At 57.7% G+C, this 26,377-nt stretch carries 25 protein-coding genes; 16 read left to right on the top strand and 9 right to left on the bottom strand.

Going from position 1 to position 26,377, the window contains the following annotated elements; genetic code table 11:
• Positions 1-15 precede the first annotated feature (15 nt).
• Complete coding sequence (locus J3362_RS11900) at positions 16-789, top strand: CLCA_X family protein (RefSeq protein WP_349519949.1); 774 nt, start codon at positions 16-18, stop codon at positions 787-789.
• A 6-nt stretch (positions 790-795) separates the two neighbouring features.
• On the top strand, positions 796-1,257 hold the full coding sequence (locus tag J3362_RS11895; protein ID WP_349519947.1) for a methyltransferase family protein: 462 nt from the start codon (positions 796-798) through the stop codon (positions 1,255-1,257).
• 8 nt (positions 1,258-1,265) lie between these two features.
• Here J3362_RS11895 and J3362_RS11890 read toward each other — a convergent pair whose 3' ends face one another.
• Together J3362_RS11890 and J3362_RS11885 are read right to left on the bottom strand one after the other, a co-directional pair.
• Complete coding sequence (locus J3362_RS11890) at positions 1,266-1,949, bottom strand: DUF4396 domain-containing protein (RefSeq protein WP_349519946.1); 684 nt, start codon at positions 1,947-1,949, stop codon at positions 1,266-1,268.
• A 35-nt stretch (positions 1,950-1,984) separates the two neighbouring features.
• Complete coding sequence (locus tag J3362_RS11885) at positions 1,985-4,579, bottom strand: EAL domain-containing protein (protein ID WP_349520937.1); 2,595 nt, start codon at positions 4,577-4,579, stop codon at positions 1,985-1,987.
• 242 nt (positions 4,580-4,821) lie between these two features.
• On the opposite strand from J3362_RS11885, the gene J3362_RS11880 reads away from it, so the two are divergent.
• The 6 genes from J3362_RS11880 to ahpC all read left to right on the top strand — a co-directional run bounded on the left by J3362_RS11880 (position 4,822) and on the right by ahpC (position 11,210).
• Positions 4,822-5,034: an acetyltransferase gene (locus J3362_RS11880; protein ID WP_349519944.1), complete on the top strand. Its 213-nt coding sequence runs from the start codon at positions 4,822-4,824 to the stop codon at positions 5,032-5,034.
• Between the two features lie 193 nt (positions 5,035-5,227).
• On the top strand, positions 5,228-5,821 hold the full coding sequence (gene betI / locus J3362_RS11875) for a transcriptional regulator BetI (protein WP_014578776.1): 594 nt from the start codon (positions 5,228-5,230) through the stop codon (positions 5,819-5,821).
• Positions 5,822-5,884: 63 nt separating this feature from the next.
• Positions 5,885-7,354, top strand: a complete 1,470-nt coding sequence (gene betB / locus J3362_RS11870) for a betaine-aldehyde dehydrogenase (RefSeq protein WP_349519943.1) — start codon at positions 5,885-5,887, stop codon at positions 7,352-7,354.
• Between the two features lie 27 nt (positions 7,355-7,381).
• Positions 7,382-9,067, top strand: coding sequence for a choline dehydrogenase (gene betA, locus J3362_RS11865; protein ID WP_349519942.1), 1,686 nt, complete (start codon positions 7,382-7,384; stop codon positions 9,065-9,067).
• 196 nt (positions 9,068-9,263) lie between these two features.
• A complete protein-coding gene (locus tag J3362_RS11860; protein ID WP_349519940.1) occupies positions 9,264-10,481 on the top strand; it encodes a BCCT family transporter in 1,218 nt (405 codons plus the stop codon).
• Between the two features lie 165 nt (positions 10,482-10,646).
• Complete coding sequence (gene ahpC, locus J3362_RS11855) at positions 10,647-11,210, top strand: alkyl hydroperoxide reductase subunit C (protein ID WP_088828136.1); 564 nt, start codon at positions 10,647-10,649, stop codon at positions 11,208-11,210.
• Between the two features lie 77 nt (positions 11,211-11,287).
• On the opposite strand, the gene J3362_RS11850 is transcribed toward ahpC, so the two are convergent.
• Both J3362_RS11850 and J3362_RS11845 read right to left on the bottom strand, forming a co-directional pair.
• Positions 11,288-11,764 (bottom strand): peroxiredoxin, encoded by a 477-nt coding sequence (locus J3362_RS11850; RefSeq protein ID WP_349519939.1) that lies wholly within the window; start codon positions 11,762-11,764, stop codon positions 11,288-11,290.
• A complete protein-coding gene (locus tag J3362_RS11845) occupies positions 11,745-12,500 on the bottom strand; it encodes a DUF3581 domain-containing protein (RefSeq protein ID WP_349519938.1) in 756 nt (251 codons plus the stop codon). Before J3362_RS11845 ends, J3362_RS11850 begins: the two co-directional genes overlap by 20 nt.
• A 259-nt stretch (positions 12,501-12,759) precedes the next feature.
• Between J3362_RS11845 and ahpF the strand changes: the two genes are divergently transcribed.
• The 3 genes from ahpF to J3362_RS11830 all read left to right on the top strand — a co-directional run bounded on the left by ahpF (position 12,760) and on the right by J3362_RS11830 (position 16,546).
• Positions 12,760-14,346, top strand: a complete 1,587-nt coding sequence (gene ahpF / locus J3362_RS11840) for an alkyl hydroperoxide reductase subunit F (protein WP_349519937.1) — start codon at positions 12,760-12,762, stop codon at positions 14,344-14,346.
• Positions 14,347-14,518: 172 nt separating this feature from the next.
• Positions 14,519-15,289 (top strand): transporter substrate-binding domain-containing protein, encoded by a 771-nt coding sequence (locus tag J3362_RS11835; protein ID WP_349519936.1) that lies wholly within the window; start codon positions 14,519-14,521, stop codon positions 15,287-15,289.
• Positions 15,290-15,391: 102 nt separating this feature from the next.
• A complete protein-coding gene (locus J3362_RS11830) occupies positions 15,392-16,546 on the top strand; it encodes an ABC transporter substrate-binding protein (protein WP_349519935.1) in 1,155 nt (384 codons plus the stop codon).
• Positions 16,547-16,570: 24 nt separating this feature from the next.
• Here J3362_RS11830 and J3362_RS11825 read toward each other — a convergent pair whose 3' ends face one another.
• Positions 16,571-17,239: a transglutaminase-like domain-containing protein gene (locus tag J3362_RS11825; protein ID WP_349519933.1), complete on the bottom strand. Its 669-nt coding sequence runs from the start codon at positions 17,237-17,239 to the stop codon at positions 16,571-16,573.
• Positions 17,240-17,355: 116 nt separating this feature from the next.
• On the bottom strand, positions 17,356-18,084 hold the full coding sequence (locus J3362_RS11820) for a TrmH family RNA methyltransferase (RefSeq protein ID WP_349519931.1): 729 nt from the start codon (positions 18,082-18,084) through the stop codon (positions 17,356-17,358).
• Positions 18,085-18,240: 156 nt separating this feature from the next.
• Between J3362_RS11820 and rlmE the strand changes: the two genes are divergently transcribed.
• The gene (gene rlmE / locus J3362_RS11815) at positions 18,241-18,861 is read left to right on the top strand and encodes a 23S rRNA (uridine(2552)-2'-O)-methyltransferase RlmE (protein WP_349519930.1); all 621 of its coding nucleotides are present in this window, start codon (positions 18,241-18,243) and stop codon (positions 18,859-18,861) included.
• A 1-nt stretch (position 18,862) separates the two neighbouring features.
• Here rlmE and J3362_RS11810 read toward each other — a convergent pair whose 3' ends face one another.
• On the bottom strand, positions 18,863-19,897 hold the full coding sequence (locus J3362_RS11810; RefSeq protein WP_349519929.1) for a histone deacetylase family protein: 1,035 nt from the start codon (positions 19,895-19,897) through the stop codon (positions 18,863-18,865).
• Between the two features lie 143 nt (positions 19,898-20,040).
• Between J3362_RS11810 and J3362_RS11805 the strand changes: the two genes are divergently transcribed.
• Positions 20,041-20,589 (top strand): YgjV family protein, encoded by a 549-nt coding sequence (locus J3362_RS11805; RefSeq protein ID WP_349519928.1) that lies wholly within the window; start codon positions 20,041-20,043, stop codon positions 20,587-20,589.
• Between the two features lie 155 nt (positions 20,590-20,744).
• Entirely contained in the window at positions 20,745-22,271 is a 1,527-nt protein-coding gene (locus J3362_RS11800) for a flavin-containing monooxygenase (RefSeq protein WP_349519926.1), read from the top strand.
• On the opposite strand, the gene mltF is transcribed toward J3362_RS11800, so the two are convergent.
• Positions 22,272-23,636: a membrane-bound lytic murein transglycosylase MltF gene (mltF, locus tag J3362_RS11795; protein ID WP_349519925.1), complete on the bottom strand. Its 1,365-nt coding sequence runs from the start codon at positions 23,634-23,636 to the stop codon at positions 22,272-22,274.
• 189 nt (positions 23,637-23,825) lie between these two features.
• Here mltF and J3362_RS11790 point away from each other — a divergent pair, with 189 nt between their 5' ends.
• Positions 23,826-24,746, top strand: coding sequence for a lysophospholipid acyltransferase family protein (locus J3362_RS11790; protein ID WP_349519924.1), 921 nt, complete (start codon positions 23,826-23,828; stop codon positions 24,744-24,746).
• Between the two features lie 69 nt (positions 24,747-24,815).
• The gene (locus J3362_RS11785; protein WP_349519923.1) at positions 24,816-25,271 is read left to right on the top strand and encodes a DUF302 domain-containing protein; all 456 of its coding nucleotides are present in this window, start codon (positions 24,816-24,818) and stop codon (positions 25,269-25,271) included.
• 40 nt (positions 25,272-25,311) lie between these two features.
• Here the strand turns inward: J3362_RS11785 and J3362_RS11780 are convergent, their stop codons facing one another.
• Positions 25,312-26,127, bottom strand: coding sequence for a prolipoprotein diacylglyceryl transferase family protein (locus tag J3362_RS11780; protein WP_349519922.1), 816 nt, complete (start codon positions 26,125-26,127; stop codon positions 25,312-25,314).
• Positions 26,128-26,377 lie beyond the last annotated feature (250 nt).

Raw genomic sequence — 26,377 nt, 5'->3', positions numbered from 1 at the left:
TCGTACAATAGCGCCATGGCTAAAACCTTTTACCGTCGGGGCCCGGACCATCGTGCCGGAGCGCCGGTTACCTTTCTCGACGTCCGTCGTCGTTTCCAGTTTCGTACCATCGAGATTGGCCGCTGGGTCACCGAGCCGGAAAAACAGCGCAGTGCGTCGCTGTTCTACGATGCCCTGTGCGACCTGATGACCATTCTTGGCGGCACCGAGTCGCTGGTTTCCCTGCGTGGCACCCTGGCTCTTCAATATGGCATTGGCGGCCGACCGGGTGTGTCGGCCCACTACACGCCGGCCACGCGCAGCTTCTCACTGGCCAAAAATGCCGGGCCCGGCAGCATCGCCCACGAGTGGTTTCATGCCTTCGATCATTACATCGGCGAGAAACTTTTCGGCGAGGCCCAGAGAGGCCAGTTTGCCTCGAAGCTCTGGCTTGGCCGTGACGACGCTGTACGGCATCCTCTAAACGATCGACTGCAGGCCTGCTTCAAGGCGATTCTTCTGGACGAAAAAGGCGCAGAGCCGAGCGAGCTCTTCCGGTGCTCGGTGAAGGCGGACAAAGCGGCAGGGATTCAATATTTCAGCTTGCCCGAAGAGCTTTGCGCCCGGGCGTTTGAAGCGTTTGTGCAGGATGCAGACGTGAAGAACGCCTTTCTGGTGAGCGGAACCCGGGAAACTGAAGAGGCAAAACTGGGTCTGTACCCGGTGGGCGCGGAACGCGAACGCGTCAACAGCGCTCTTTACGATTATTATACCGCTCTTGGCCGGGCGCTCCGGTCAGCAGAGGAGTAATGGCTTATGACAGCACTTGAGCTGAAATTACCGCCGGTGGTTCTTGTCGCTATTGTGGCGGTTGGGATGTGGGCTCTGTCCCGTATTGCACCTGACTTTCCAATCGCCATTCCAGTAGCAGGCTGGTTGGCGTCTGGCGTTGCACTGACGGGTATGGCGATCGCGGTTCTTGGTGTCTCGGCGTTCAGAAAGGCGGGCACAACGGTAGATCCCAGGGTTCCCGGGCAGTCGGAAAGTCTCGTGGTTTCTGGTGTCTATCGGTACAGCAGAAACCCGATGTACCTCGGATTCCTGCTGGTGCTTTGCGCCTGGGGCCTGTGGCTTGGCAACCTGCCGGCCCTGCTTTTCCTGCCGGCATTTGTCCTCTACATGAACCATTTCCAGATTGTTCCGGAGGAGCGGTTCATGCGGGACAAGTTCGGTGCCGCCTATGCGACCTACTGTGCCGAGGTTCGCCGCTGGATATGAGCAGCAGTTCAGTGGCAGTGCGCGTGAGCAGCCGCGTTCTCATCCCTCGGATCGCCCATGCCACCCTTGAGGCCGTATTTGATCAGCAGCAGGTTGGCGGGCCAGGCTGCAAACAAGCCCAGTGAGAGTGAAATGTAAAGAGAGGACCAGAACAGGGCATCCCCCATGGTGGCCCTGCCGCCCAGGTAGAGATCGGTGGTAATTGCCACGGACTCCATCACAACGATGCTGATGGTTTCTGCGAAGAAGGCGCCCTTGAACGCTTCCTTGAACGCCATGCCGTTCTGCATCATCGGGCCAATATTCAGGGCGAAGCCAAAGATATAGGCCAGGGTAAAGGTGATGATGGCAGCCCAGAAATTACCCATGGCAAACAGGCCAACGGATATCAACACCCCGAGAATTTCGCCGATGCCGCAGCCGGAGTAGCAATGTGCTACCGACCGGAAGCCCTTGCGGGCAAGGCTGTCGGTAGGGATCTGTTTGCGCCCCGAGTATCGGTAGATAGCTACGCCTACCGGCCCGGAATAAAGCACGGTAAGCCCCCACACCCACTGCATCATGGAAGCAATGTGGCTGTTGCTGGTTCTGAGGTCGTAAACCACCCAGACGACGCTGGCCGCAACAAAGGCCAGCCAGATGCCCAATCCTGTCCAGGTGTTAAGCAGGGCCTGAATCTGGTCAAGGCTCATAGCGAATACAGTCCTTTCAATCGAAATGTATACCTCTAGTCTAGTCGGTGGAGGCCAAGTGCCTCCCTTTCAACCTCCATCCAGGCCTGTAGCTCGTGTAGAGGCTTCGGCGAGCAGATCCAGTAGCCCTGGAGCATTTCCGCTCCGAGAGCTTCAAGGAGGCGTGCCGATTTTTCGGTTTCGACACCCTCGGCCACCACCTGATAGCCCAGGCCCTGGCCCATCCTGATGGCGGTTTCGACAATCATACGCGCGCCCTCGCTGGATTCGATGTCCTGTAACAGTGCGCGGTCCAGTTTGATTTCGCTGGCGGGCAGTTTCTTGAGATAGGAAAGCGAGGAGTAGCCGGCGCCAAAGTCGTCAATCGACAGCTTCAGCCCGATATCCGTCAATTGCTTCAAGGCTTTCAGGCCGGTGTGCGGATCATCCATGGCAGCGGTTTCGGTGAGTTCGATAATGACCTGTTCGGGCCGCAGCTGATATCGCTTTACGCGGGTTTCGAACAGGCCTGTCAGTTCTGGTGAGCTGAGGTCCCGGGCAGAGATATTCACAGAGACGGTGAGCTCTGGATTGATCGCGTGGAGCGCCTTGAGATCGTTCATAGCCTGATCCACTACCCATCGTGTCAGATGTTTGATCACACCGGTTTTCTCTGCCATCGGAACAAATTCAATCGGCGCCACCCAGCCTCGATCCGGGTGGTGCCAACGGATCAGCGCCTCAACACCCACCACTTTGCCTGTCGCCAGGCTGATTTTGGGCTGGTAGTAGAGCTCGGTCTGATTGTGGTGCAGTGCCTCCCGGAGGTCGGACATCAACGTCAGCCGGCTTTCGTCATAGATGTCATCCTTGCGGGAATACAGGCCGGTTTGATAAGGGCCATGAGGCGCCATTTCCATGCCGACATGGGCATTGCGGATCAGCAGAGCGGCTTTCTTGCCATGTTCCGGATAGCTGGCGGCACCGAACCGGGGATTGGGCTCTATGGCGATATTGTCCAGCAACACGGGTTCTGCCAGTTGTTCGAGTGCATTATCCAACGACTGGAAGTCGTCTCCCGTTTTACCGACTTTTACCAGCAAACCAAAGCTGTCCCCCGAGAGCTGATATACCCGCTCATCGTTGCCGAGCGCATCGACGGTGTGATGAACCATGGGCAGGCCTGAGGCCAAACGGGTCATCTGCTCTGCCATGGCCTTGAGCAAACGTTCGCTGCGGTCCAGGCCCAGCGTCCGGTTGATTTCCTTCAGCTGCGTTATCCGGGTAACGCCCACCATGAAGCGGCCGTTGGGGTTTTGCCGCAATTGCTCATCCACCATCCACTCGAACCGGTTGCGGTTTGGGAGACCGGTAACCGGGTCATGGGTCAGTGCTTCATTCAACTGGTTCTGGGCTTCGTTGCGGGCCTTCTGTTGTTGCAGGATATCGGCCTGAGCCTGGATTTTCTGTTCCCGTTCCCGGTATAGGCGGTCGGCGAGGGCAAGCGTGAGAATGAAAGCCTCGAGCCCGGAGCCGATCTGCATGGCGTACTCGGTAAAGAAATTCTCCGGCAGCAGGCCCAGGGCCCGCCCCGCCGTTGCCGAGACCCCTATCGTAAGAGGTGTCCAGGCGATCGTGAAGAACACCCCGGCCCGGACACCGGCAGCCCAGGCCACAGGGCCGGCCACCAGGAGCAGCGAGAAGAACGCGAACGCGGAAACAGCCGCCACCCGGATACCGGTGTCGTAATCCAGCAGCGGCGCAGACAGGAAAAACAACATTTCAAACAAGAGCATCCCCTGCAGGGCCCGGTACAGCCTGGGGCTGTTAGAGCGCACCTGGAGGAACTCCATGCAGAAAAGTATCGAGAACATCGCCAGGAATGGCATCGACAGCAGAAGCACATGCGTGTGAAGAAACGGTGCGCCCGGGTAGATGTGCTGGAGTGTATAGCCGCGTACAGCGGCGAAGAACAGGAAGTAGCCGGAAATGGCCAGGGCGTAGTACAGGTACAGCTTTTCTCGCAGGGTCAGGAACACGGCCAGGTTGATCAGAATGATCACTGCGAGACTGCCGTAATAGAAAAAGTGCAGTTTCTGCTCGTTGGCAGCGGCTTCGTAAAAATCATTCTGTTGCCAGATCTGCAGCGGCACGACCATCGTGCCCTGGGTGGCGACCCGGATATAAAGAGTTTTCGAGGCGTCCGGGGCCACATGGAATCGATATAGCATGTTGGGATGGTCGACATCCCTGGGGTAGAAAGAGCGGGTGTCCCCGGTGGCGAATTCTCGGAGCAGGGTGCCGCCGGAGAGCTCGTGAAACACCACGTCATCAAGCTGGGAATAGCCCAACTCGGCAATCAGAAGCTGGTCGCGGCCGGTCTGGTTATGCACCTTAATCCGCAGCCAGTAGGCGGAATCGGTAATCCCGAAGGTGGCCTTGCCAGATGGTTTGGCCTGCCAGGCGGATTCGGGGAGGGCGCGAACATCGGCCAGTTTTGCATCGGCACCGGCGTCTTCCCAGTACTGGAAATGGCTTTCAATCGGTTCGCCTGAGGCAAGGGTAATCGGGCCGCCATCCGCGTGCGCAAACTGGAACGCGCAGGAGGCCAGAATCAGTACAAGGATACGCAGAGCAGTGCTGAGGATCACCAACAGTAGACCCCGTTATATCGCCATCAGGCTTTTATTTTTTATCCCGGTCATCAGCTTAACAAGCTTTCTCCCTCGGAAAAGCCGAGAACCGATATTTAATGTAGCGAAATGTCTCATATTTGCAGATTCCCGGCCTTGCCCATTCGTCTTCTTGTGCTTCCCGTAGCCTGTAAGCGGCTGTCTGGATGGCGGCGCATCTGCTACGTTAGAGGGAGGATTTCTATCCCAAGGAGGCCGCTATGTTTGTCGCTGAAAAAGCAACCGGGCACCTGATCGAAGTTATGGACACCCAGGCACTGTTTGATCCCCATATCCAGCAGGTGCGAGGCAGCCTCCATTACGGTGAGGAGGCACAGGACCCAGAATTGTTTAAAAAATCCGAACTCGCATTTCCCTCCGGTGAAGCGCTTCCCGTGTGCTGGACAGACCCGGATTATCGGCGCCATAGCTGATATTTGCATTCCCCTCCCGCAGCTTAACAGGGCCGAGTTAGCGTGGCCCTGGGCTCGTTCGCTTTTTGATCAGGTTTGAATTTCCCGCTTCGCTTCTGTAAGCTTTTTATTAATTGAACGTTCAATTAATAAAAAGCAGGGCTGATTGGTGCTGCTTTCAACACCGGAATCAAGACGAGTAACCGAAGCCGCCATGCCAAAAGTTGGGGTTAAAGACACACGCAAGCAGCAGTTGATTGAAGCCACCATGCATTCGATTGCCGAGCTCGGAATGCAGAACACCACCATTGTGAGCATCAGCAAACGGGCGGGCATGTCCTCCGGGATTATCAGCCATTATTTCGGCGGCAAGCAGGGTCTGATTGAGGCGGCCCTGCGTTATCTGCTTGATCAACTGGGCAAGGAACTCCGGGAGCGAATGGCCAAGACCGACCGCTCCCCGGAACAGCGGCTCAATTGCATTATCGAGTCGAACTTTTCCGAGTTTCAGCGTTCTGCGCTGGCGGCCAAGACCTGGCTGAGCTTCTGGGCCCGGTCGATGCATGAGCCGGGGCTCAAGCGGCTGCAGCAGATCAACAACGCCCGGCTGTACAGCAACCTGCGATATTCCTTCGCACAGGTGCTTGAACCTGGCGCAGCGACTGAGGCCGCCCGGCAAACCGCGGCAATGATCGATGGGTTCTGGTTGCGCAGTGCCCTGAGCCTCGATCCGGCAGAAAGTTTTGAAGCCGGCGAGCGGCTCTGCAAGAAATTTGTCCACGAGACACTGGCGCAGGCAACCGCCTGAGCCGGGATTGATTCGAACGGCCCACAAGGCCTGAAGACACCGAACCGAGGTTAATTACCGACTATGTCTGCATCTCTTCCTGTTGTTCAGAATTTCGTCCATGGCCGTTTCCTGGCCAACAGCACCGGCGAAACCTTCCCTGTGGTGAATCCGGCCACGGGTCAGGTTATCTACGAAGTGGAAGTGGCGGATGAATCCGTGCAGCAGGCCGCCATTGAAAGTGCCCGCGCCGGTTTTGCCGAGTGGTCTGCCATGACCGCCATCGAGCGCAGCCGGATTTTGCTTCGGGCGGTTGCGCTTCTGAGAGAGCGTAATGATGAATTGGCTGCCGCAGAGGTGCGCGATACTGGCAAGCCCTGGCAGGAAGCAGAAGCCGTGGATGTGGTCACCGGTGCCGATGCGGTTGAGTTCTTTGCCGGCCTGGCGCCGTCCATTGAAGGCAACCAACAGGACCTGGGCGGTGATTTTTACTACACCCGCCGGGAGCCCCTGGGCATCTGCGCCGGCATTGGCGCCTGGAACTACCCGATCCAGATCGCCTGCTGGAAATCCGCGCCGGCCCTGGCCTGCGGTAACGCCATGATCTTCAAGCCATCCGAGGAAACCCCCATGGGTGCGGTGAAGCTGGCGGAAATCTTTACCGAAGCGGGCGTGCCGGCGGGCGTATTCAACGTGGTGCAGGGCGCCGCCGAAGTTGGCCAGTGGCTGACCCACCACCCGGAGATTGCCAAGGTCTCCTTCACGGGAGAAGTTGCCACCGGCAAGAAGGTGATGGCAGCGGCATCTTCCACCCTGAAGGACGTCACCATGGAGCTGGGCGGGAAGTCACCGCTGATCATCTTTGACGATGCGGATCTTGAGAACGCCATTTCCGCCGCCATGGTCGGCAACTTCTACACCCAGGGTGAGATCTGCACCAACGGCACCCGGGTGTTTGTTCATGAAAATCTGTACCCGCGCTTTATCGAACGTCTGCTGGAACGCACCCGCAACAATATCAAGCCTGGCGACCCGATGAATCCGGACACCAATTTCGGCGCCCTTATCTCCGCAAAACACCGGGATCTGGTGCTCGATTACATCGCCAAAGGCCTGTCCGAAGGCGCGACCCTCAGCCACGGCGGTCGGGCCTTTGAACCGGAAGATTCCAAAGGCGGCTATTTTGTCGAGCCCACCATCTTCACCGATTGCACCGATGATATGACCATCGTTAAAGAAGAGATTTTCGGGCCGGTGATGTCGGTACTGACCTTCTCTGACGAAGACGAGGTGATTGCCCGGGCCAACAACACCGATACCGGTCTGGCCGCTGGCGTGTTCACCAACGACATCCGCCGGGCGCATCGGGTGATTCACCAGATCCAGGCCGGCATCTGCTGGATCAACAGCTACGGCGCTTCGCCGGCGGAAATGCCGGTCGGCGGCTACAAACTCTCCGGCATCGGCCGCGAGAACGGGCGCGAAACCATTGCGCACTACACCCAGATCAAATCGGTGTATGTCGGCATGGAAGACCTCGACGCCCCGTTCTAATCCCGCACACGACACAGGAGAATGCGTATGACAGAAAATCGATACGACTACATCATTGTGGGTGCGGGTTCTGCCGGTTGCGTGCTGGCCAACCGCCTGACCGAGGACGCGCGCCACCGGGTGCTGCTGCTGGAAACCGGCGGCAGCGACAAGAGCATCTTCATCCAGATGCCCACCGCCCTGTCCATTCCCATGAACACCAAGAAATACGCCTGGCAGTTCGAGACCGAGCCGGAACCGTTCCTGGACAACCGCCGCATGCACTGCCCCCGGGGCAAGGTGCTGGGCGGTTCTTCCTCCATCAACGGAATGGTCTATGTCCGCGGCCATGCCCGGGATTTTGACGAATGGGATTCCGAGGGCGCTACCGGCTGGCATTACCGCAACGTCCTGCCGTATTTCAGGAAGGCCGAGACCTGGGCCTTTGGCGGCAACGACTACCGGGGCGATAAGGGCCCGCTCGGTGTGAATAACGGCAACAACATGCAGAACCCGCTCTACAAGGCCTTTATCAGGGCGGGTGCCGATGCCGGTTACTTTGAGACCGATGATTACAACGGTACTCAGCAGGAGGGCTTCGGCGCCATGCACATGACCGTCAAGAACGGTCGTCGCTGGTCCACTGCGAACGCCTATCTGCGCCCGGCCATGGAGCGCGATAACCTGACTGTGGTCACCCATGCCCTGGTGCACAAGGTGTTGCTCGATGGCAAAACCGCCACCGGTGTCCGTTATGAGCAGGGCGGCAAGGTGCACGAGGCGAAAGCCGCCGAGGAAGTCATCCTGTCAGCGGGCTCTATCGGTTCACCCCACCTGCTTCAGCTGTCCGGAATTGGCAAGCGTGAGGTACTGGAGAAGGCTGGTATCGAGGTAAAGCACGAGCTACCCGGCGTTGGTGAGAACCTGCAGGACCACCTGGAGTTTTACTTTCAGTACCGCTGCAAACAGCCAGTTTCGCTGAACGGCAAGCTGGACTGGTGGAACAAGCTGAAGATCGGTGTTCGCTGGATTCTCCGCAAGGACGGTCTGGGCGCCACCAATCACTTCGAGTCCTGTGGCTTTATCCGGTCCAAGGCCGGCGTCGAGTGGCCCGACCTGCAATATCACTTCTTACCGGCAGCCATGCGCTACGACGGTAAGGAGGCCTTTAATGGAGACGGATTCCAGCTGCACATTGGTCACAACAAGCCGAAAAGTCGGGGCTTTGTGCATGTGCAATCGGCCGACCCGAAACAGGCACCGACCATCCGCTTCAACTATCTGCAGCACGAGGCAGACCGGGAGGGCTTCCGGGACTGTGTGCGCCTGACCCGGGAAATCATCAACCAGCCGGCCATGGACGAGTATCGCGGAGCGGAGATCCAGCCCGGTGCCGAGGTCCAGACCGACGAGGAAATTGATGCGTTTGTCCGTCAGGCGGTGGAGAGCGCCTACCACCCGTCCTGCTCCTGCAAGATGGGCACCGACGAGCTGGCGGTGGTGGACCCGGAGACGCGGGTTCACGGTATCCGGAATCTCAGGGTGGTGGATTCGTCCATCTTCCCGACCATACCTAACGGCAACCTGAATTCGCCCACCATCATGGTGGCCGAGCGGGCAGCCGACCTGATCCGGGGCAGGGAGCCCCTGCAACCTTCTGACGCGCCTGTGGTGATGGACGACCAGTGGCAGACACGTCAGCGCCCGGGACAGGCAAAGCGCGCGCTCGCGTAGCGCGTCGTCATCCCACCCGGGTGCGCAACGCACCCGGGGTTTTGCAAGCCCTCAGGATTTCCCTATCAGCGCGACGGTGTTCTGCCGTTTTCGGGCGCCCGATAGGCAAGTCCTGGGTTTGTGTCCGATTCGAACCAAGTAGAGGAGGAACACCCATGCTGTTTATCAAAAAGAAAGAAAGTAACCGGAGGACGTTATGACCCTCTGGTTATCTGCCGGTCTTATATTCACCTTCGCCGCCATCGTGCTGATTCTGTACAAATGGTGGGACATCCAGTGCATCGGCGTAACGCCGGTACGAACCTTCACCTTTATCGCCATCCTGTTCACCTCCGGTCTGGATGTGGGGCTGATCATGTTTCCGCTGACCGAGTTCGGTGGCTACGGCGATCTGTCTGCCAGCCCTGAGTACGGCTTTGCCAACCCGCTGGCCATAGAGTTCGGGTTCTGGGCATTCCTGATCTGGGGGTTCTATTTCCTGACCTGTTTTTACTTCGCGATCATCGAGCCGCGGGTGCAGTTCTTTGAAATCCCGCTGGTGAAAGTGGTTAACAACGTGGTGATCATCGGCACCTGCGCTTTCACCGCTTATCTTTTGCTGGTGAATTTGCCCTGGTATCTGCCCATGCTGGGTGACGGTGAGTCTGTGGTGCCTGCGTTCTACTTCATCGTGTTTGCTGCGATTGCGCTGGCGGTCTACTCCAGCTCCAAGATCAAGTATGTGCGCATCCTCAGCCTGGGTTCGAGCCTGCTGTTTATTGCGCTGATCGTGGGCATGTGGTTCCGGGCGTTTGTGATGGGTGCCGGCTCACCGGCGGATTTTTTTGGCACCGCCGGATTGATCGGCGAGTATTTCGCCAACATCCACCAGTTTGCGCTGCCCATTAATGACTACCACGAGTTCTACCTGTTCTGGTGGTTTGCCTGGAGCATCATGATCGGCCAGTTTACCGCTCGCTTCGTGAGTGGTATCCGTACCTGGCAGCTGCTGATTGCCATGCTGGTGGTGCCGTCTATCGCCATTGGTGTGTGGTTTACTGTGCTTTACCACTATCATGCGGAAGGTCTGCAAATTGCGGCGTTTACCAACCTTGCCATGATTTCGGTGGGTGTATTGATGGTGGTGAATTCGCTGGATTCCCTGATCCGATTGTACACCGACAACCTCAACCTCACTGCCGAGCGCCTCGGCCGGGTGAACTATGTGGTGTTCAATTTCCTGGCGATGGTCGGCCTGACCATGCTGTTCCAGCTGGATTTCTTGCGGATTCAGTGGGTTGGCGCCCTGGTGATTGCACTGTATTTCAGCTGTTTGGCCTTTATCCTGGCGAAAAAGCGGGCGGAAGTGGCTGCCATTAAAGCGTCACCGAAAGAGAATATTCTGGATTTCGGAAAGATTGAACTGGCGGGCTAAGACCCCATAGATGGGGTGGCGGAAGGAAATTCCCGGCCGGAAACCAGAGATAGGTTTTCCCTATCTCTGGTTTGGGAATTATCAATTTTATCCGCATCGTCGATATCCGTACCTTACGCGCCATCAATTCATCAACTTATGAATCCATAAACAAGGAGTTTTTTAATGGGCATCATTAACAGCGAGATCAAACCGTTCAACGCCACCGCTTTCAAAAACGGCGAGTTCGTTGAGATCAGCGAAGCCGACGTGAAAGGCAAGTGGGCGGTATTTTTCTTCTACCCGGCCGACTTCACATTCGTTTGCCCGACCGAGCTGGGCGACGTGGCCGACAAGTACGAAGAGCTCCAGAAGCTGGGCGTTGAAGTGTTCTCCGTGTCCACCGACACCCACTTCACCCACAAGGCATGGCACGACAGCTCCGAGACTATCGGCAAGATCAACTACTACATGGTAGGCGACCAGACCGGCACCATCACCAACAACTTCGGTGTGATGCGCGAAGGTCAGGGCCTGGCAGACCGCGCTACCTTCCTGATTGATCCGGATGGCATCATTCAGTCCGTAGAAATCAGCGCTGAAGGCGTTGGCCGTAACGCTGACTACCTGATGGACAAGGTCAAGGCTGCCCAGTACGTGCGCAAGCACCCGGGTGAAGTTTGCCCGGCCAAGTGGAAAGAAGGCGAAGAAACCCTGGCTCCGTCACTGGACCTGGTTGGCAAGATCTAAGCTCTCCTTCCGGAAAGCTTATGAACGAAAAACCCCGGACGTTCCGGGGTTTTTTGTGTCTGAACAAAAAGTGAAGCTCAGAGTGCGTCGAGAATGGTTTCCGCGCTGGTCTGGTCAAGGCCCTGAGCATCCACGTGCAGCAGCTCAACCTTTCCGTCGTTCACGATCATGGCGTAACGCTGGCTGCGAATGCCCATGCCGTTGGCGGTCCGGTCCTGGGTCAGGTCCAGCGCCTTGGCGAACTCTGCTACGCCATCGGCCAACATGATGATCTCTTCGGCATTGTGGGCCTTGCCCCATGCGTCCATCACGAAAGCATCGTTGACCGATGTGCAGACGATTCTGTCCACGCCTTTGGCCCGCAGTTTGTCGGCATTCACCACAAAGCCCGGTAAATGGGCCGCTGAACAGGTAGGGGTGAATGCACCTGGTACTGCGAAGAGAACGGCTTTCTTGCCGGCAAAAAGTTCGCTGGTGCGGACTTTCTCCGGACCTTTCTCGCCCATTACCTGAAGCTCGATATCTGGCAGGGTATCACCCGGCTGAATTGGCATTGCTGTGGTCTCCACTGTTGTCCTTGTTGAAATAATCGGCACCACGGGCCTTGAGGCGATAGAACTCTTCTATAACACCGGCCATCGCCTCAGGACAGTAGGGCCGCAAACCACTCAATACGAGTCGCTTGGTCACTTCGCCCACCGGTTTGTTGTCGGCGGTCAGGCGGTATTCCAGAAACACGTTGCCTCGCTTTCCCGCGGCCTCGAGGGTGGCGTTGTGCAATTCCAGGCCCGGTGAGGGAAGATCCAGGTTGTCCAGGGCCAGGCTCATGCTCTCGTACATCACCATGGGGCGGTCGGGATTGAACATTACCCCGTTAGACTCCATTAATGGCTTCAGGGTATGAGGGAAATTCTTGCCGGAGGCCGCCACGTAGGCGCGAGTGATGTCTTCGATCAGTTGTGCATCCTGGGTGCAGGCGCCACTGCGAGTAACTTCTATGTAGACTTTGCCAGCGTCGTCACAGACATCAATAGTGTTCTCGGTTTCGATGAACTTGAGCGGTACATTTTCACCGAGCAGACTGCGAAACCGGAAGGTCATGTTCTCGGACAGCCCGAAGCGCGCCAGCACAATCGCGAAGAGCAGGTCTCCGGGAACACAGAAACGGCGGGCGTCCGGGTCGTGGATGGGATTGAAGTCCCCCGCGATCTCCTTGGCGAACTGGCTGGCCTGCAGGGCGGAGATAACGACGTGTCCGTCCTGGACGGAGTGGAAACGATCTAGAAACATGCGTTGCCTATTCTGGGTACCAGAGAATGATGGTGCGACGGTATGACAACATCATACTGCGGTAGGCTTTCGGTGGATATGCGCTATTGGTCAAGCTCCGAGCGGCGATGAACCTGAATGTATAGCAAAGCCCTATCAAACAGTTTGGGTCAATTAATTTGAGCATCAGCGTGCCGCGCCGTATCTTGGCGCCAACTCAACCTAACCACCGTATTTGATTCAAATACTTAGTTTCGAGATTTAAAGGAGAAGTCAGACTATGTTGGATGCCAATATCAAGGAACAGCTCAAGGCCTACATGGACAAGCTGCAGCAACCGATCGAGCTGGTTGCGGCCTATGACGACGGCAAGAAATCCCAGGAACTTCGTGAGCTCCTGGAAGAACTGGAACCGATGTCTTCCAAGATCAGCCTGCGCACCGAAGAATCCAATGATGTGCGCCGTCCGTCCTTTGCTATCAATCGTGTAGGCACCGATATTGGCGTTCGCTTTGCTGGCATTCCCATGGGCCACGAGTTTACCTCGCTGGTACTGGCCCTGCTGCAGGTAGGTGGTCATCCGTCCAAGGCATCCCAGGATGTAATCGAGCAGATCCAGTCTCTGGAAGGCCGGTTCGAGTTTGAAACCTATTTCTCTCTGTCGTGCCAGAACTGCCCGGACGTGGTTCAGGCCCTGAACCTGATGAGCGTGCTGAACCCGAACGTAAAGAACACCTCCATTGACGGGGCCCTGTTCCAGGATGAAGTGGAGCAGCGCGAAGTGATGGCGGTACCCAGCGTTTACATGAACGGTGAGCCCTGGGGTCAGGGACGTATGACCCTGGAAGAAATTGTTGCCAAGCTGGACACCAGCTCCAGCGAGAAAGACGCCGAGAAAATCAATCAGAAAGACGCCTTTGAGGTCCTGATCATTGGTGGTGGCCCGGCTGGCGCCTCTGCTGCCATCTACGCTGCGCGGAAGGGCATTTCCACCGGCATCGCGGCCGAGCGTTTCGGTGGCCAGGTGGCTGACACGATGGGCATTGAGAACCTGATTTCCGTACCCTACACCGAGGGCCCGAAACTGGTGGCGGCCATGGAGCAAAACGTCAAGGAATACGACGTGGATATCATGAACATGCAGCGCGCCGAGAAGCTGATCCCGGCGTCACGCCCGGGCATGCTCCACCAGGTAAGGTTGGAAAACGGTGCCACTCTCAAAGCGCGCAGCTTGGTGCTGTCCACCGGTGCCCGCTGGCGCCAGATGGGCGTTCCGGGAGAGGAAGAGTACCGCAACAAGGGTGTGGCCTACTGCCCGCACTGCGACGGCCCCCTGTTCAAGGGCAAGCGCGTGGCGGTGATTGGCGGCGGTAACTCCGGTGTCGAAGCAGCCATCGATCTGGCCGGTATCGTGGGTCATGTAACCCTGATCGAATTCGGTGCCGAGATGCGCGCTGATGAGGTGTTGCAGAAGAAACTGCGGAGTCTGAAGAACGTCGAGATCATCACGTCCGGACAGACCACCGAGATTACCGGGGAGAATGGTAAGGTCAACGGTCTGAATTACACCGACCGCACCTCTGGTGAGCAGCACCACATCTCCCTGGAAGGTGTGTTTGTACAGATCGGCTTGGTTCCCAACACCGAGTGGTTGAAAGGTGACATCGAACTGAGCCAGCACGGCGAGATCATCGTCAACGACCGCAACGAAACCTCCATTCCGGGCGTTTTTGCGGCGGGTGACGTGACGACCGTGCCTTACAAGCAGATCGTGATCTCCATGGGCGAAGGTTCCAAAGCCGCTCTCAGCGCCTTTGACTTCCTGATCCGCAATTCTGTGGACGAGAGCGAAGACGAAGCGGCGTAATCGACTCAACGCCGCCTGATGAGAGAGAAAGGCACCGGAGCGATCCGGTGCTTTTTTTCAAACCCCCATATTTAACAAGGTTTTTCTGGCGTATAGAAAACGACATTGCCATACTGCGGAACCTGTATGAAAAATAGTCATTTATTTGTCGTCATGGACTGATGCGCGAGTCATGAAACGCTACCTCTCTGGATTTCGGGTACTCCTGTTTGCCGCAGTCATACTGAGTACGCCTGCAGTGGCCGATCCTGTGATCCGGATCGCGGTTCCGGATATCACCAGTCTGCTGACCGAAAACCGGGATGGTGTCTACCAGAGAATCCTGCACAGGGCCCTGGAAGGCCTTGATGTGCCTGTGACCGAGCAGTTCTTTCCCTACAAACGGGCCATGATGGTATTCGAGCAGCATGGCGCAGACTGCATCTATTCCTTCACCGAGGTCCTGGAGCGTCGACTGGGCGACGATGCGGTTATTGCCAGTTTTCCACTCGGCAAATTCACCTATTACCTGTTCACCCCGCAGGACGCAGATCCCATGAGTTCCCTGTCGCAACTGGAGGGGAAAACCGTGGGTGCGGTTATTGGTCATGAGACCTATCTGGACGGAGTGCTGGAGGGCCACGACGTTAATGTGATCTGGTCGAAGAGCGATGCCCAGAACCTGGCCATGCTCGAGCACCAGAGATTCGGCGCCATGATTGCTGCGGTTCCGGATGTCCGGCCTTTCATGGACGAGCTCAGCTACGATCCGAAGACGCCCCTTCTTGAAAGTTACGATCGGCTTACCTGCCACAACACCGAAGCCAACCGGCAGTTCCTGGGCAAGCTCTCGGCTCGGATGAAGAGCCTCAAAGAAGCCGGGCTATACGAACAATTGGCCGGCCAGCTCTACGTTGAGTTTGACTACCCCGCTCCGGCCGCTGAACATTCCCTTCTGAACTGAGACATTGGTTACGGATCTCCGCTTGTCTGTTACACAACAGGTCGGTAGCTTAGGCTCCTTAAAAGCCAACTCTGCCAGGTCGTCCAGAGGGTGATTCGTTCCATGAGGTCTTATCCAGCCCGCTTTCTGATCAGTTTCCTGCTCCTTCTTTCAGTGCCTTTGGCGAACGCCGGCGCAAGGCCCAGCGTTGTTTTTCTGTCGCCGGATGATTCCCGTTTCTGGCAACTGGTGGCCGGTTTCATGGAGGCGGTGGCGGAGGATCTCGAGGTAGACCTGGAGGTTCAGTACGATCGGGAGAGTCATCGATTCAGCTATCTTCGCATGGCGAAGGACGTATTGGCCCGCGAAGAAAAGCCCGACTACCTGCTGTTCATGTGCAAGGAGAATGTTACCGAATCCATGCTCAGGCTTGCGGATGGGGCAGGGGTAAAGGCGTTCACCTTCAATACCGATGTGCCTGACGGCGCCCGAGCCAGAATTGGTACGCCGCGAACGGTTCTGTCGGGCTGGCTCGGCCACTTATCGCCGGACAATATTGCCGCCGGTCGCACTCTAGTAACGCTACTGGGTAAGCAGGCCGAACAATCAGGGCTCGCCTCTGGACCCAGCATTCCCATGGTCGCCCTCTCTGGAACACGGGATTCCTCTGCCGGCAAGGACAGGGACGGGGGGATGCTGGCGGCTGCCGTTCAACAGCGAAGCCAGCTTCTACAGCTTGTGTATGCCAACTGGAGCGGTGAACTGGCCCGTGAAAAAACGGAGGTCCTGCTGGAGCGCTATCCGGAGACTGTTTCCATCTGGAGCGCGAGCGATGGCATGGCACTGGGGGCCATTGAAGCTGCCCGACATGCCGGCCGGATTCCGGGGCTGGATCTGCTGGTTGGTAGTGTCGATTGGCAACCTGAAGCCCTGGATAAAATCCGGTCCGGGGAGTTGCTGGTCAGCCTGGGCCGGCATTTCATGGGTGGTGGACTTGCCTTGCTCCTGCTGCATGATTATCACCATGGCCGGGATTTCGGTGATATGTCACCGGACTATGTTTTCCGCTACAAGCTGGAACCTGCAACCCGTGACAATGTTGAGTGGGTGCAGCGCATTATGGACCCGAAGAATTGGAGCGCCATTGATTTCCGGCGTTTCAGCCGCGTTGGCGAGACTGAGACTGGTAAGACAGTGCCCGATTCTGATGCCGTGCTGGATGCGATCACTGGGGCGCTGGCAGGGCAGAGAGCAGACACGGTAGCGAGGAGAGAATAAGGCCTTCCCGGATTCGAGCAGGCTCTAGGGACTTGATATGTCCTGCACCAGACTGCCTTCCGGAGCTTCAGGCTCCTCTTCCCCGGCAAAGAGATGGCCGTAGGCCGCCCGCACACCGGAAACGATGAACCCGTGGGGCACGTCGTCGAACAGGCCGTGGTCGTTGACGTATTCCATGTGGGCTTCGCCCGATTCTGTGTACTCCTGGAAGATCGAATCGTTAATACCATCAAATTCCAGCGGCTCCACCTTCATCAGCTCGCACAGTTGCCGATTGAACGCCGGCGTCGCCTTGACCCATTGGCCGTTCAGGTACAGCTCGATGTACCCGTGCATCCGGAAAATGTCCGACCGCAGCCATTCGATCAGTTTCGGGCTTGAGAGATGGTTGCGTACATCGGCCAGGCCGAGGCGGCTGGGAACGCCAATGGATCGGGCTGCCGCGCCCAGAAGAACCGCTTTCGGGATGCAGTAGGTTTCGCCGCTTTCCAGAGCGTAGCTGGCACTGAACGTGTTGGCATCGGTCCGGAACACGTACGGGTTGTAGCTGATGCTGTCACGAACAGCGAGATAGAGCGCCTTGATCTGCTCCACCGGCTCATCAGGAACTCCCTCCAGTTCTGACTCGATCCAGGCCTGCAGCCGTGGATGGTCATAGTCGAAAAAGGCGGTGGGCTGGAGATAGCGTTCCATAGTCATCAGTCCGGTCTCGGGATCAGACTCTGATCGTGCTCAATTGGCAATGCACAGGCAATGGCGGTTTCCGCCAGAACGATTGGGGAAAGTGCTCAGAGCATGGGGTTTGCAGTCTAAAGATTTCGCATTAATTCGTAGGTGCACATATTCACCGCTGAGGCCAGGTTCAGGGACTCGATCTGCCCCTGGCCTTGAATGCTGTACGGCAACGCCTTCAACTGATTGAGGGCCTCCCGCGGCACACCCCGGGCCTCGTTGCCGAACAGATAACAGTCGTGTTCCCTGAAGCCCTGGGATGCCATCGAACCGCCATTGAGGTCGAGGCAGGCAAGACTCTGGTATCTTTGGGGAAGGCTGTCCAGAGTCACGTCGGTCTCGAGAGGGATGTGAAAGAGCGCGCCCATGCTGGCTCGCACCACCTTCGGGTTGAACGGGTCTACACTGCCCGGGCTCAACAGACACCGGAAACCGCCGAACCAGGCCAGGGTGCGCAGTATCGTACCCAGGTTGCCGGGGTCCTGAACCTCATGCAGATAAATCGCTTTTTCGCCGGGCACCGGTTCCGCCGGGCGCTCCGGCATGGGCACGACAGCCAGAATTCCCTGCGGGGTTCGGGTGTCGGCGAGTTGCGCCATCTGGCGTTCGTTGATGACATGTGATCTGAACGGGCTCTGCCAGTTCTCATAGGCTCCGGTGACGTAGAGTTCCGAGGCCTTAAGAGCAGGTTGGCGGTCGGCGGCTTTCTGAAGCTCAAGAATCAGGTGTTCGCCCTCAACGAGGTAGTGGCCAAACGACTGCCGGTACTTTTTCTGGTGCAGCTTTTTGATGTCGGCCAGATTCACGAGGGCGGTCTCCCGTCAGGTGGGCGTGGTGGGTTCTGAAAAATCATAGAATTCAGGCAGGATTGTACGTGTGGCCGTCCCGGTTGTCAGGATTTTGCCGCCGCCCGGCGCGGCACGTACAATTGGCCCTTGGCTTTCCCGTTGTGAAGAGACCCCATGGCCCGATCCAAAAGCAGTAGCCGCTGGCTTGAAGAGCACGTCAACGACCCCTTCGTGAAACAGGCGCAGGTGGATGGCTACCGCTCGCGGGCCAGTTACAAGCTTCTTGAAATCAACAAGAAGGACCGGCTGATCCATCCCAATATGGTGGTGGTGGATCTGGGCTCGGCGCCCGGTGGCTGGTCTCAGGTGGCGGCCAAACTGGTTGGCCACAAGGGCCGTGTCATTGCCTCAGACATTCTCCCCATGGATGCCATTGCCGGCGTGGATTTCATTCAGGGTGATTTCACCGAGAACGATGTGTTCGAGTCGATCATGGCCACCCTCGGTGATGACCCGGTGGACGTGGTGATTTCCGATATGGCTCCGAACATCAGCGGCGTGACCGTGGCCGACCAGGCCTCGTCCATGTATCTGGTGGAACTGGCCCTGGACATGGCAAGCCAGGTGCTCAAGCCCAAGGGCAGCTTCCTGGCCAAGGTGTTTCAGGGGGAAGGGTACGACGAGTACCTGAAATCGGTCCGCGCTGTCTTCGACAAGGTTGTGGTGCGCAAGCCGGATTCCTCCCGCTCCCGCTCCCGGGAAGTCTACATTCTCGGCAAGGGTTTCAAGGGCTGATTCAGCCCACAGCCCGGTCGAATCCCTGCATCACATTCACGGCATTGACGCCGATGGCGTCGACGTCGTAACCGCCTTCCATGGTAAAGACGGTTGGTAATCCAAGCCCGGCAAGACGCTGGCCGAGGGTTAGATAATCGCCGGAGGTCAGCTTGAAGAACGAAATCGGATCTTCTTCGAAGGTGTCGACACCCAGGGCAACCACCAGGGCATCGGGCTGGAATGATTGTATCCGGTCGCAGGCCTTTTCCAGTCCCTCGCTCCAGACGCTGTAGGGCGTGTTGGGCGGATAAACCATGTTCAGGTTGTAACCCTCGCCGTCGCCCTCGCCAATCTCGTCTTCAAAACCCAGAAAATGGGGAAACACCAGATCCGGATCGCCGTGCAGGCTGATGGTGAGAACGTCGTTGCGACCGTAGAAGATCGCCTGGGTGCCGTTGCCGTGGTGGAAGTCGACATCCAGCACGGCGACCTTGCCATAGCCCTGGTCACGAAAGGCCTGAGCCACGATGGCGGCGTTGTTGAAGAAACAGTACCCGCCGAACAGATCGGCATGGGCGTGGTGGCCGGGTGGGCGGCACAGGGCAAAGGCGGCGCGCTCGCCTTCAGCCACCAGTTTCTGGGCGGTAAGGGCCACATTGGCGGATGCCCGGGCAGCTTCCCAGGTGCCGTCTGAAATTGAGGTCTCCGCCGCGAAGCTGTAATAGCCCAGCCGGCCGTCGATGTCCTTGGGCAGCCGGTGGCGCATGCCTCGACCCGCCCAGACCGCCGGGATGGCTTCACCCGGTTTGCCGGCAGCCAGCCATTCCTGCCAGCAGGTTTCCAGGAAGGCCACGTAATCCGCCGTGTGCACCCGCTTGACGGGCTCCAGACCAAATTCTTCCGGTTCCAGAATCTCTCCCAGCGCCTGTTCCTTCACCCGTGCCAGGATGGTTTCGGCACGGGACGGCTTCTCGTGAGGCTCGATCAGCAGTCCGCCATCCAGTTCGGTTTTGACGTGTCGGCGGCTGTGCAGGGGAGAGAATACGGTTTTCATGGTCTTGGGTGGTCCTTGCTGAATGACGTGAGCACTTTGGCACAGGGAGCTTGATGGCTCAAAGGCCCTGATTGTGGCAGGCTGAAACCTTTTGCGGGCAGAGGGGATTACCGATATGGCGAAAAGCGACAGGCCGGTAAAGGATGATTGATCTGATCGCGGACATGACCCTGGCCGAGGTTCTGGGCCAGGTGTGCGGTCTTGTAGCCCTGGGTTTCTGCATTGCCGGCTTCGCGAACAAGAATGACGACCGGTTGATGGTGCTGCTGATCTCCGCCAACGTTGCCTTTGCCCTGATGTTCGCGTTTTTCGAGAGCTGGACCGCCTCTGCTCTGACCGTTCTGGTGATTGTACGCATTACCCTGGCGCGGAAGTATCAGGGCAACTGGCCCATTATGCTGGGCATGCTGGCGGTGAACCTGTTAGTCGCCTGGGCGACCTGGGAATCCATCACCGACGTATTCCCCCTTGCCGCCGCTGTTTTCGGCACCGTGGGCATGTTCATGCTCAGGGGTATTCCCCTGCGAATCGTGCTCGGGTTTGCTGCCCTGGCCTGGATGCTCAACAACATCGTGATCGGCTCCGTGGGTGGCACCCTGGCGGAGGGCATGGTGCTGGTCACCAACATCATCACCATCATCCGGCTCTATCGGCTGCAGAAGAAATACCCCGATTTCACGCCCGGAAGTTGAACGGCGTTGCGGGTCGGCGGTTTCGCATCTCAAGACTGACTGAAACAACCAGGGACAGGGACCACTTTGGCCAATTCCCGACCAGCCCAGCCTGAGCTATCTTGATTGCAGGCCATTGATTATAAAAAGCGGACTGGAATCCGAGAGGACAGGCAATGAGTAACCAGCATTTCGATGTACTGATCATCGGCGCCGGCGTTTCCGGCATTGGCATGGCATGCCATCTTAAGCGTGAATGCCCCGGCAAGTCGTTTGCCATCCTCGAACGTCGGCAGTCCCTGGGTGGCACCTGGGATCTGTTCCGTTACCCGGGAATCCGCTCGGATTCGGACATGTTCACCTTCGGCTACAATTTTCGCCCCTGGACCGGCGGCAAGGTGCTGGCCGACGGCGCATCGATCAAGAATTATGTGGCGGAGACCGCCAGGGAGCATGATGTCGAGCGCCACATCCGCTTCGGGCTGGCGGTCAAGACGGCGGACTGGTCGGGCGTCGACAAACACTGGAAGCTCACGGCCCTGAACGAAGCAACCGGCGAAACAGAGCACTACACCGCCAACTTCATGGTCGGGTGTACCGGCTACTACAATTATGATCAGGGCTACAAGCCAGACTTCCCGGGTGAAAATGATTTCCGCGGCCAGATCGTACACCCGCAGCACTGGCCGGAAGATCTCGACTACGCGGGCAAGAGGGTGGTGGTCATTGGCAGCGGCGCAACCGCGATCACGCTGGTGCCGACTATGGCGGAGAAGGCCGGGCATGTGACCATGCTCCAGCGCTCACCCACCTATCTGATGCCTCTGCCCTCAACCGACAAGGTGTCTCTGGCCCTGCAGAAAATTCTGCCCGAGAAAACCGCCTACAAGCTGACCCGGGCCCGGAATATTTCTATTTCCCGTTTCCTTTACTTGCGCTCCAGAAGGAGCCCCCAGTTCATGCGCCGGCTGTTCCTGGGCATTATCAAACGCAAGGTTGGGGGCACCGCCGACATGCGTCACTTCACGCCGGATTACAATCCATGGGACCAGCGCCTGTGTGTGGTGAAAGACGGGGATCTTTTCCGGGCCATGAAAGCGGGCAAGGCCTCCATTGCCACTGATCATATTGATCGCTTCACAGAAACCGGCATTCGCCTGAAATCCGGCGAAGAGCTGGAAGCGGATATCATCATCCCGGCAACAGGCTTGGATATCCAGATGCTGGGCGGAATCCGGCCAATGGTGGACGGCCAGGAAGTCGTGATGAAAGACAAGATCATCTACAAGAACGTGATGGTTGAGGGCGTGCCCAATGCCGGCATGATTTTCGGTTACACCAACATTTCCTGGACACTGAAGGTGGACATTGCCGCCGAGTACCTGTGCCGGCTGATGAACCTGATGGACAAGCGTGGCTATCGTACCGTGGTGGCCCGGGACACTGAGAACAGTCGCGGAGACGACACGGTTCTCGGATCGCTCGACGCTGGCTACATTCGCCGGGCCGCCGATCGCCTGCCCCGCCAGGGCACTCACGGGCCCTGGAAGTCGTCTCAGAATTACCTGGAAGATGTGAAAATCCTGCGATTCGAGCCGATCGAGGATGGCTACCTGGAATTCGACGGCAAGCGGACCCACGCGAGCCATAAAGAATCGGGCGGTTTCCTGAGCCCCCTGCGCTCGGCCCTGTTCGGGACCTGATCACTCAAAAGCTGAACGAATGACATCCCGGTAGTTGCGAATGCGCTGAACGTAATGCACGGGTTCATAGCCCCGGGCGTACCCGTAACGGGTGCTGGGGTAGTATCGCTTGTCCGCCTTCAGGGGTAGAACCTCGGTCATTTCCTGCCAGGAGTCCGGATTCTTGTTCAGGGTCCGGGCCAACTCCCGGGCATCCAGCAAATGCCCCCGGCCTATGTTGTAGCTGGCCAGCGCCAGGAACGTGCGGTCCGGCTCCGGAATGGTTTCGGGCAGGCGGCGGTGCCGGTCGGCCAGGTAACGTGCGCCGCCATCAATGGCGGCCTCGGGGTCCAGCCGGTTGGTGACACCCAGAGATTCGGCGGTACGTTGGGTCAGCATCATGATGCCGCGGACTCCGGTGGGAGATTTCGCTGCCGGGTCCCAATGGGACTCCTGATAAGCGAGGGCGGCAAGGAGGTCTGCGGGCATGCCGGTTTTGGCCTCGGCTTCCCGGAATTGATCAATGAATTCTGGCAGCCGGTCCTCGATCCGACGGTTCAGCGCCCTCAGATCGACAAAATCGAAATCACCGATGTAGGAATAGTAACGGTTCTCCATGAGGCCGATGGCTTCATCGCCATCGACGCTATTCATCCACTCGTGGGCATCTGCGCCCAGGTCTTCTGAACCCTTGGGCAAATACCAGCCAAGGTTCCGCCCCTCCGTGAGCGTCATTGCCACTTCCAGGTGCGGGAAGTGCCGGCGCATCACCTGAACAATGTTGGAATCGGCGACGGTGCAGCCGACGTCCTGTTCGGCAACGTCCGAGAGGATCACTTCGGTAGTGCGATCTGCATCTTCCTGAAACTCGATTCCCGGGTGTTGCTCATTCAGTTTGTTCAGGGTTTCGACGTAGCTGGAGCCGGCGGTGACGACAATATCGGTTCCCGGGATGTCTTCGGGTTTCCGGGGCATGGGCCGCGCATCGCGATGGCAGACCAGCTGTTCGGTAATCTCGGTGTGGGCCGGGCCCCGTGCGAAAAGCTCATCCCGGGAAGCCAGATGGGTCAGCCCGGCTGCCGCCAGGTGGGTGTTGCCAGACTCCAGCGCAGAAAGAACGTCACTGGTGGATTCCAGCATGGTCCATTCCACCTGCCAGCCACGCTGTTCGGCATAAGCGCTGATCAGCGCATGCTCGGGACCGACGGGATTTTCATGGCGATCCAGGTAATAGGTGGTGGAGCCATTGCGGGTAGCGACTTTGAGTGTCCCGGTCTCTGACGGTGGTTTGAGATTCGTTGCCGTCGGTTGGCTTTTGTCTTCACTGCAACCGACCAATACAATTGGCAGGATCAGGAGAACGTGGGCGAACTTCGATCGGGACATAACGAGGAGTTTCCTGTCGTTTCAGAATGACATCTACGTATTAACACGTACCTTTACTAAACCATACTCCTGAATTTCGGAACTGGATCCCTCCGGGTCATCAGGGTTGATGAGGAACTCAACTATTCAACCGGCAGAGAATGTGTCAGGCTGGCCGACCGCTCTCTCATTACCAAAGGCGACCGTTGTATGGCGTCCGGCAGAAAAAGTAGAAAACGCGCGCTCTGGCATCCCGCTTTCTGGGGGGCCTGGACTCTGGTCTTCCTGCTCTGGCTTTTGTCGTTTCTCCCAATGCGGCTCAAGCAGCGTTTTGGTCGCTGGCTGGGCAGGCTGCTTTCCAGAAAAATGCGATCCCGTGCCAGGGTTGCGGACGCCAACCTGGCGGCCTGCATGCCGGAACTCGATCAAACGACCCGTAGCCAGCTGGTGGAGGATGCGTTTGTGGCCTCGGCTCGTGGCGTTCTGGAAAGCGTTCATGCCTGGTGGCGGGATATGACTCCCTACTGCGAGAGCGCCTCGGTGCATGGTACCGAGCACCTTGAAGAAGCAAAACGACGCGGCAAGGGAGTGCTGCTGATCGGTGGGCACTACAGTATTTTCGATTTTGCACTGCCTTTGATTGCCTGCAAGCTTGAGAAGCCGGGTTACATGTACCGCCCCAATAACAATCCGGTGATTGATCGTATGATCGAACGTGGCCGCCGGCGGCATTTTGGTATCCGCCCCTTCACCAAGCGTCAGATAAGACCCATGTTGTCGTTCCTGAAAGAAGGTGGGCAGGTCTGGTTCGCCTGTGATCAGGATTTCGGCAATAAGTCAGAGGTGTTTGTGCCCTTTTTCGGGGTCAGTGCCGGCTGTATTACCTCGCCGAGTTACATTGCCCGGGAGTCCGGCGCTGCGGTCATCTGTGTGAGCCACCTTCGAATGCCCGATGGCAGTTACCGGGTGGTGTTTTCTCCGATACAGGAATCCTTCGGTGAAAACCCCGAACAGGACGCCAAAGTCTGGAACCGTTTTATTGAAGCCACCGTTCGTGAGCAGCCCGATCAGTATCTCTGGCTGCACAAGCGATTCAAGAGCAGGCCAGAGGGTGCGGCAGCGATTTACTGATGCGCGCTCATGCGTGCCGCCCGCCGCTGTTCTATCCTGAAATCTTCAGTAAACGCTTGGGAGGATACTATGCGCTGCATTCTCAGACTGGTTCTGGTGGCATCAACCCTGTTGTTCGCCATGCTCACCCATGCCGCAGATGGACTGGTCGCGGTCAAAAGCAGTCACGATGTAAAAGCCACGGCCGACAAACTCGAGTCTGTGCTCAAAGAGAAGGGCATGACGGTCATGGCCCGCGTTAATCATCAGCAGGGCGCCGAAAAAGCCGGTCTGGAATTGCGTCCGACCGAAGTGGTTATTTTCGGCAACCCCAAAGTCGGCACACCGCTGATGCAGTGCGCCCAGAGTGTCGCCATCGACCTGCCCCAAAAAGCCCTGATCTGGGAGGATGCCAACGGAGAGGTGTGGCTGGGGTACAACGATCCGCAATACCTCAAGAGCCGCCATGGCATTGAGGGGTGCGATGAGGTGCTCGGAAAAGTCAGCGGGGCATTGGGAAATTTTGCCAAAGCGGCAACCCGGTAGATAAAAACGCCCCACGGCTAACGGGCACAGCGGGCTTGGTTCACTGGTCGGGTCTGCGGATCTTTTCCAGGCCCCTGGCCAGTGTTGCCCGTGACAGCTCGCCCATGTGGGAATCGATCAGTTCGCCCTGGGCATTGTAGAAAAGCGTTGTTGGCAAGCCATTGCTGCCCACTGAGCGTGCCAGCTGGGCCTGATCGTCCCGGTAAAGGTTGTTCAGGTTCAGGCGGTATTCCTCAAGAAAGGAACGGATGGTCTCGGGCTGTTCCCGCTGGTTGGCAAACACAAACGCGATATCCGGATAGATGTGTTGGGCTTCCTCCAGCACCGGCATTTCCCGGATGCAGGGTGGGCACCAGGTTGCCCAGAGGTTCACGACCAGGGGTTGGCCCGGAGCCAACCGGGACAGGTTGATCACTTCACCATTGAGCGAGCGCAGGGTCACGTCCGGCATACTGCGGGCCTGCTGTTCGATCAGTGTAATGGTGCCTGCGGTACCGGCCCAGAACAGGGCGCCCGTTAACGCGGCGGTAGCCAGCGGCTTGCGTTGTGCTCTCCTGCGCCACATCAGAAAGCCGGTGAAGATGATGGCGCCGATGACACCCCAGAGCGCATCAAAACCGCCGTCCCGGATATCAATGATGCCCAGAAGGTCGTTCTGGTAATGCTCGAAGTAGCTGATTACGAAACCGATCCGGGCGCTCAGCATCGCGACTACAAAGATATCGGCCACCGATCCGGCTACCGGCACCTGATATTTGCGGCCAAGTATCCCTCCAACCAGCAGAGCCAGCGCGAAGGCGATAACCAGGAGAAGGTGGCCGATGGACAGGCTCACTGGGCCGATACTGACGCTCATTCTGACAAATTCCTGTGTGGTTCGGTTTCGTGAAAGCAGTCTGACTCGAAGATGCAATCCAGGTTCCTTCGGATGCTTATTATAATCACCTATGGCTAATTGGCCGGGGCTCTGTTAATGTTCCCGCATCCTGCCTCTAGGGATTCCGCAGTTTAAGGCTTTAAGCCCGTGCGACCTTTCCATACGACCTGTCAGAGGACGTCACCCCGATAACGGCGCGTGACCGTAGTCGTCTTTTATTCCATGAATA

Source organism: Marinobacter sp. NFXS11, assembly GCF_040148675.1.
In the GTDB taxonomy this organism is placed as follows: Bacteria; Pseudomonadota; Gammaproteobacteria; order Pseudomonadales; family Oleiphilaceae; genus Marinobacter.
The sequence above is the reverse complement of the archived record's forward strand: the minus strand, read 5'-3'. Positions and strand labels throughout refer to the sequence as shown.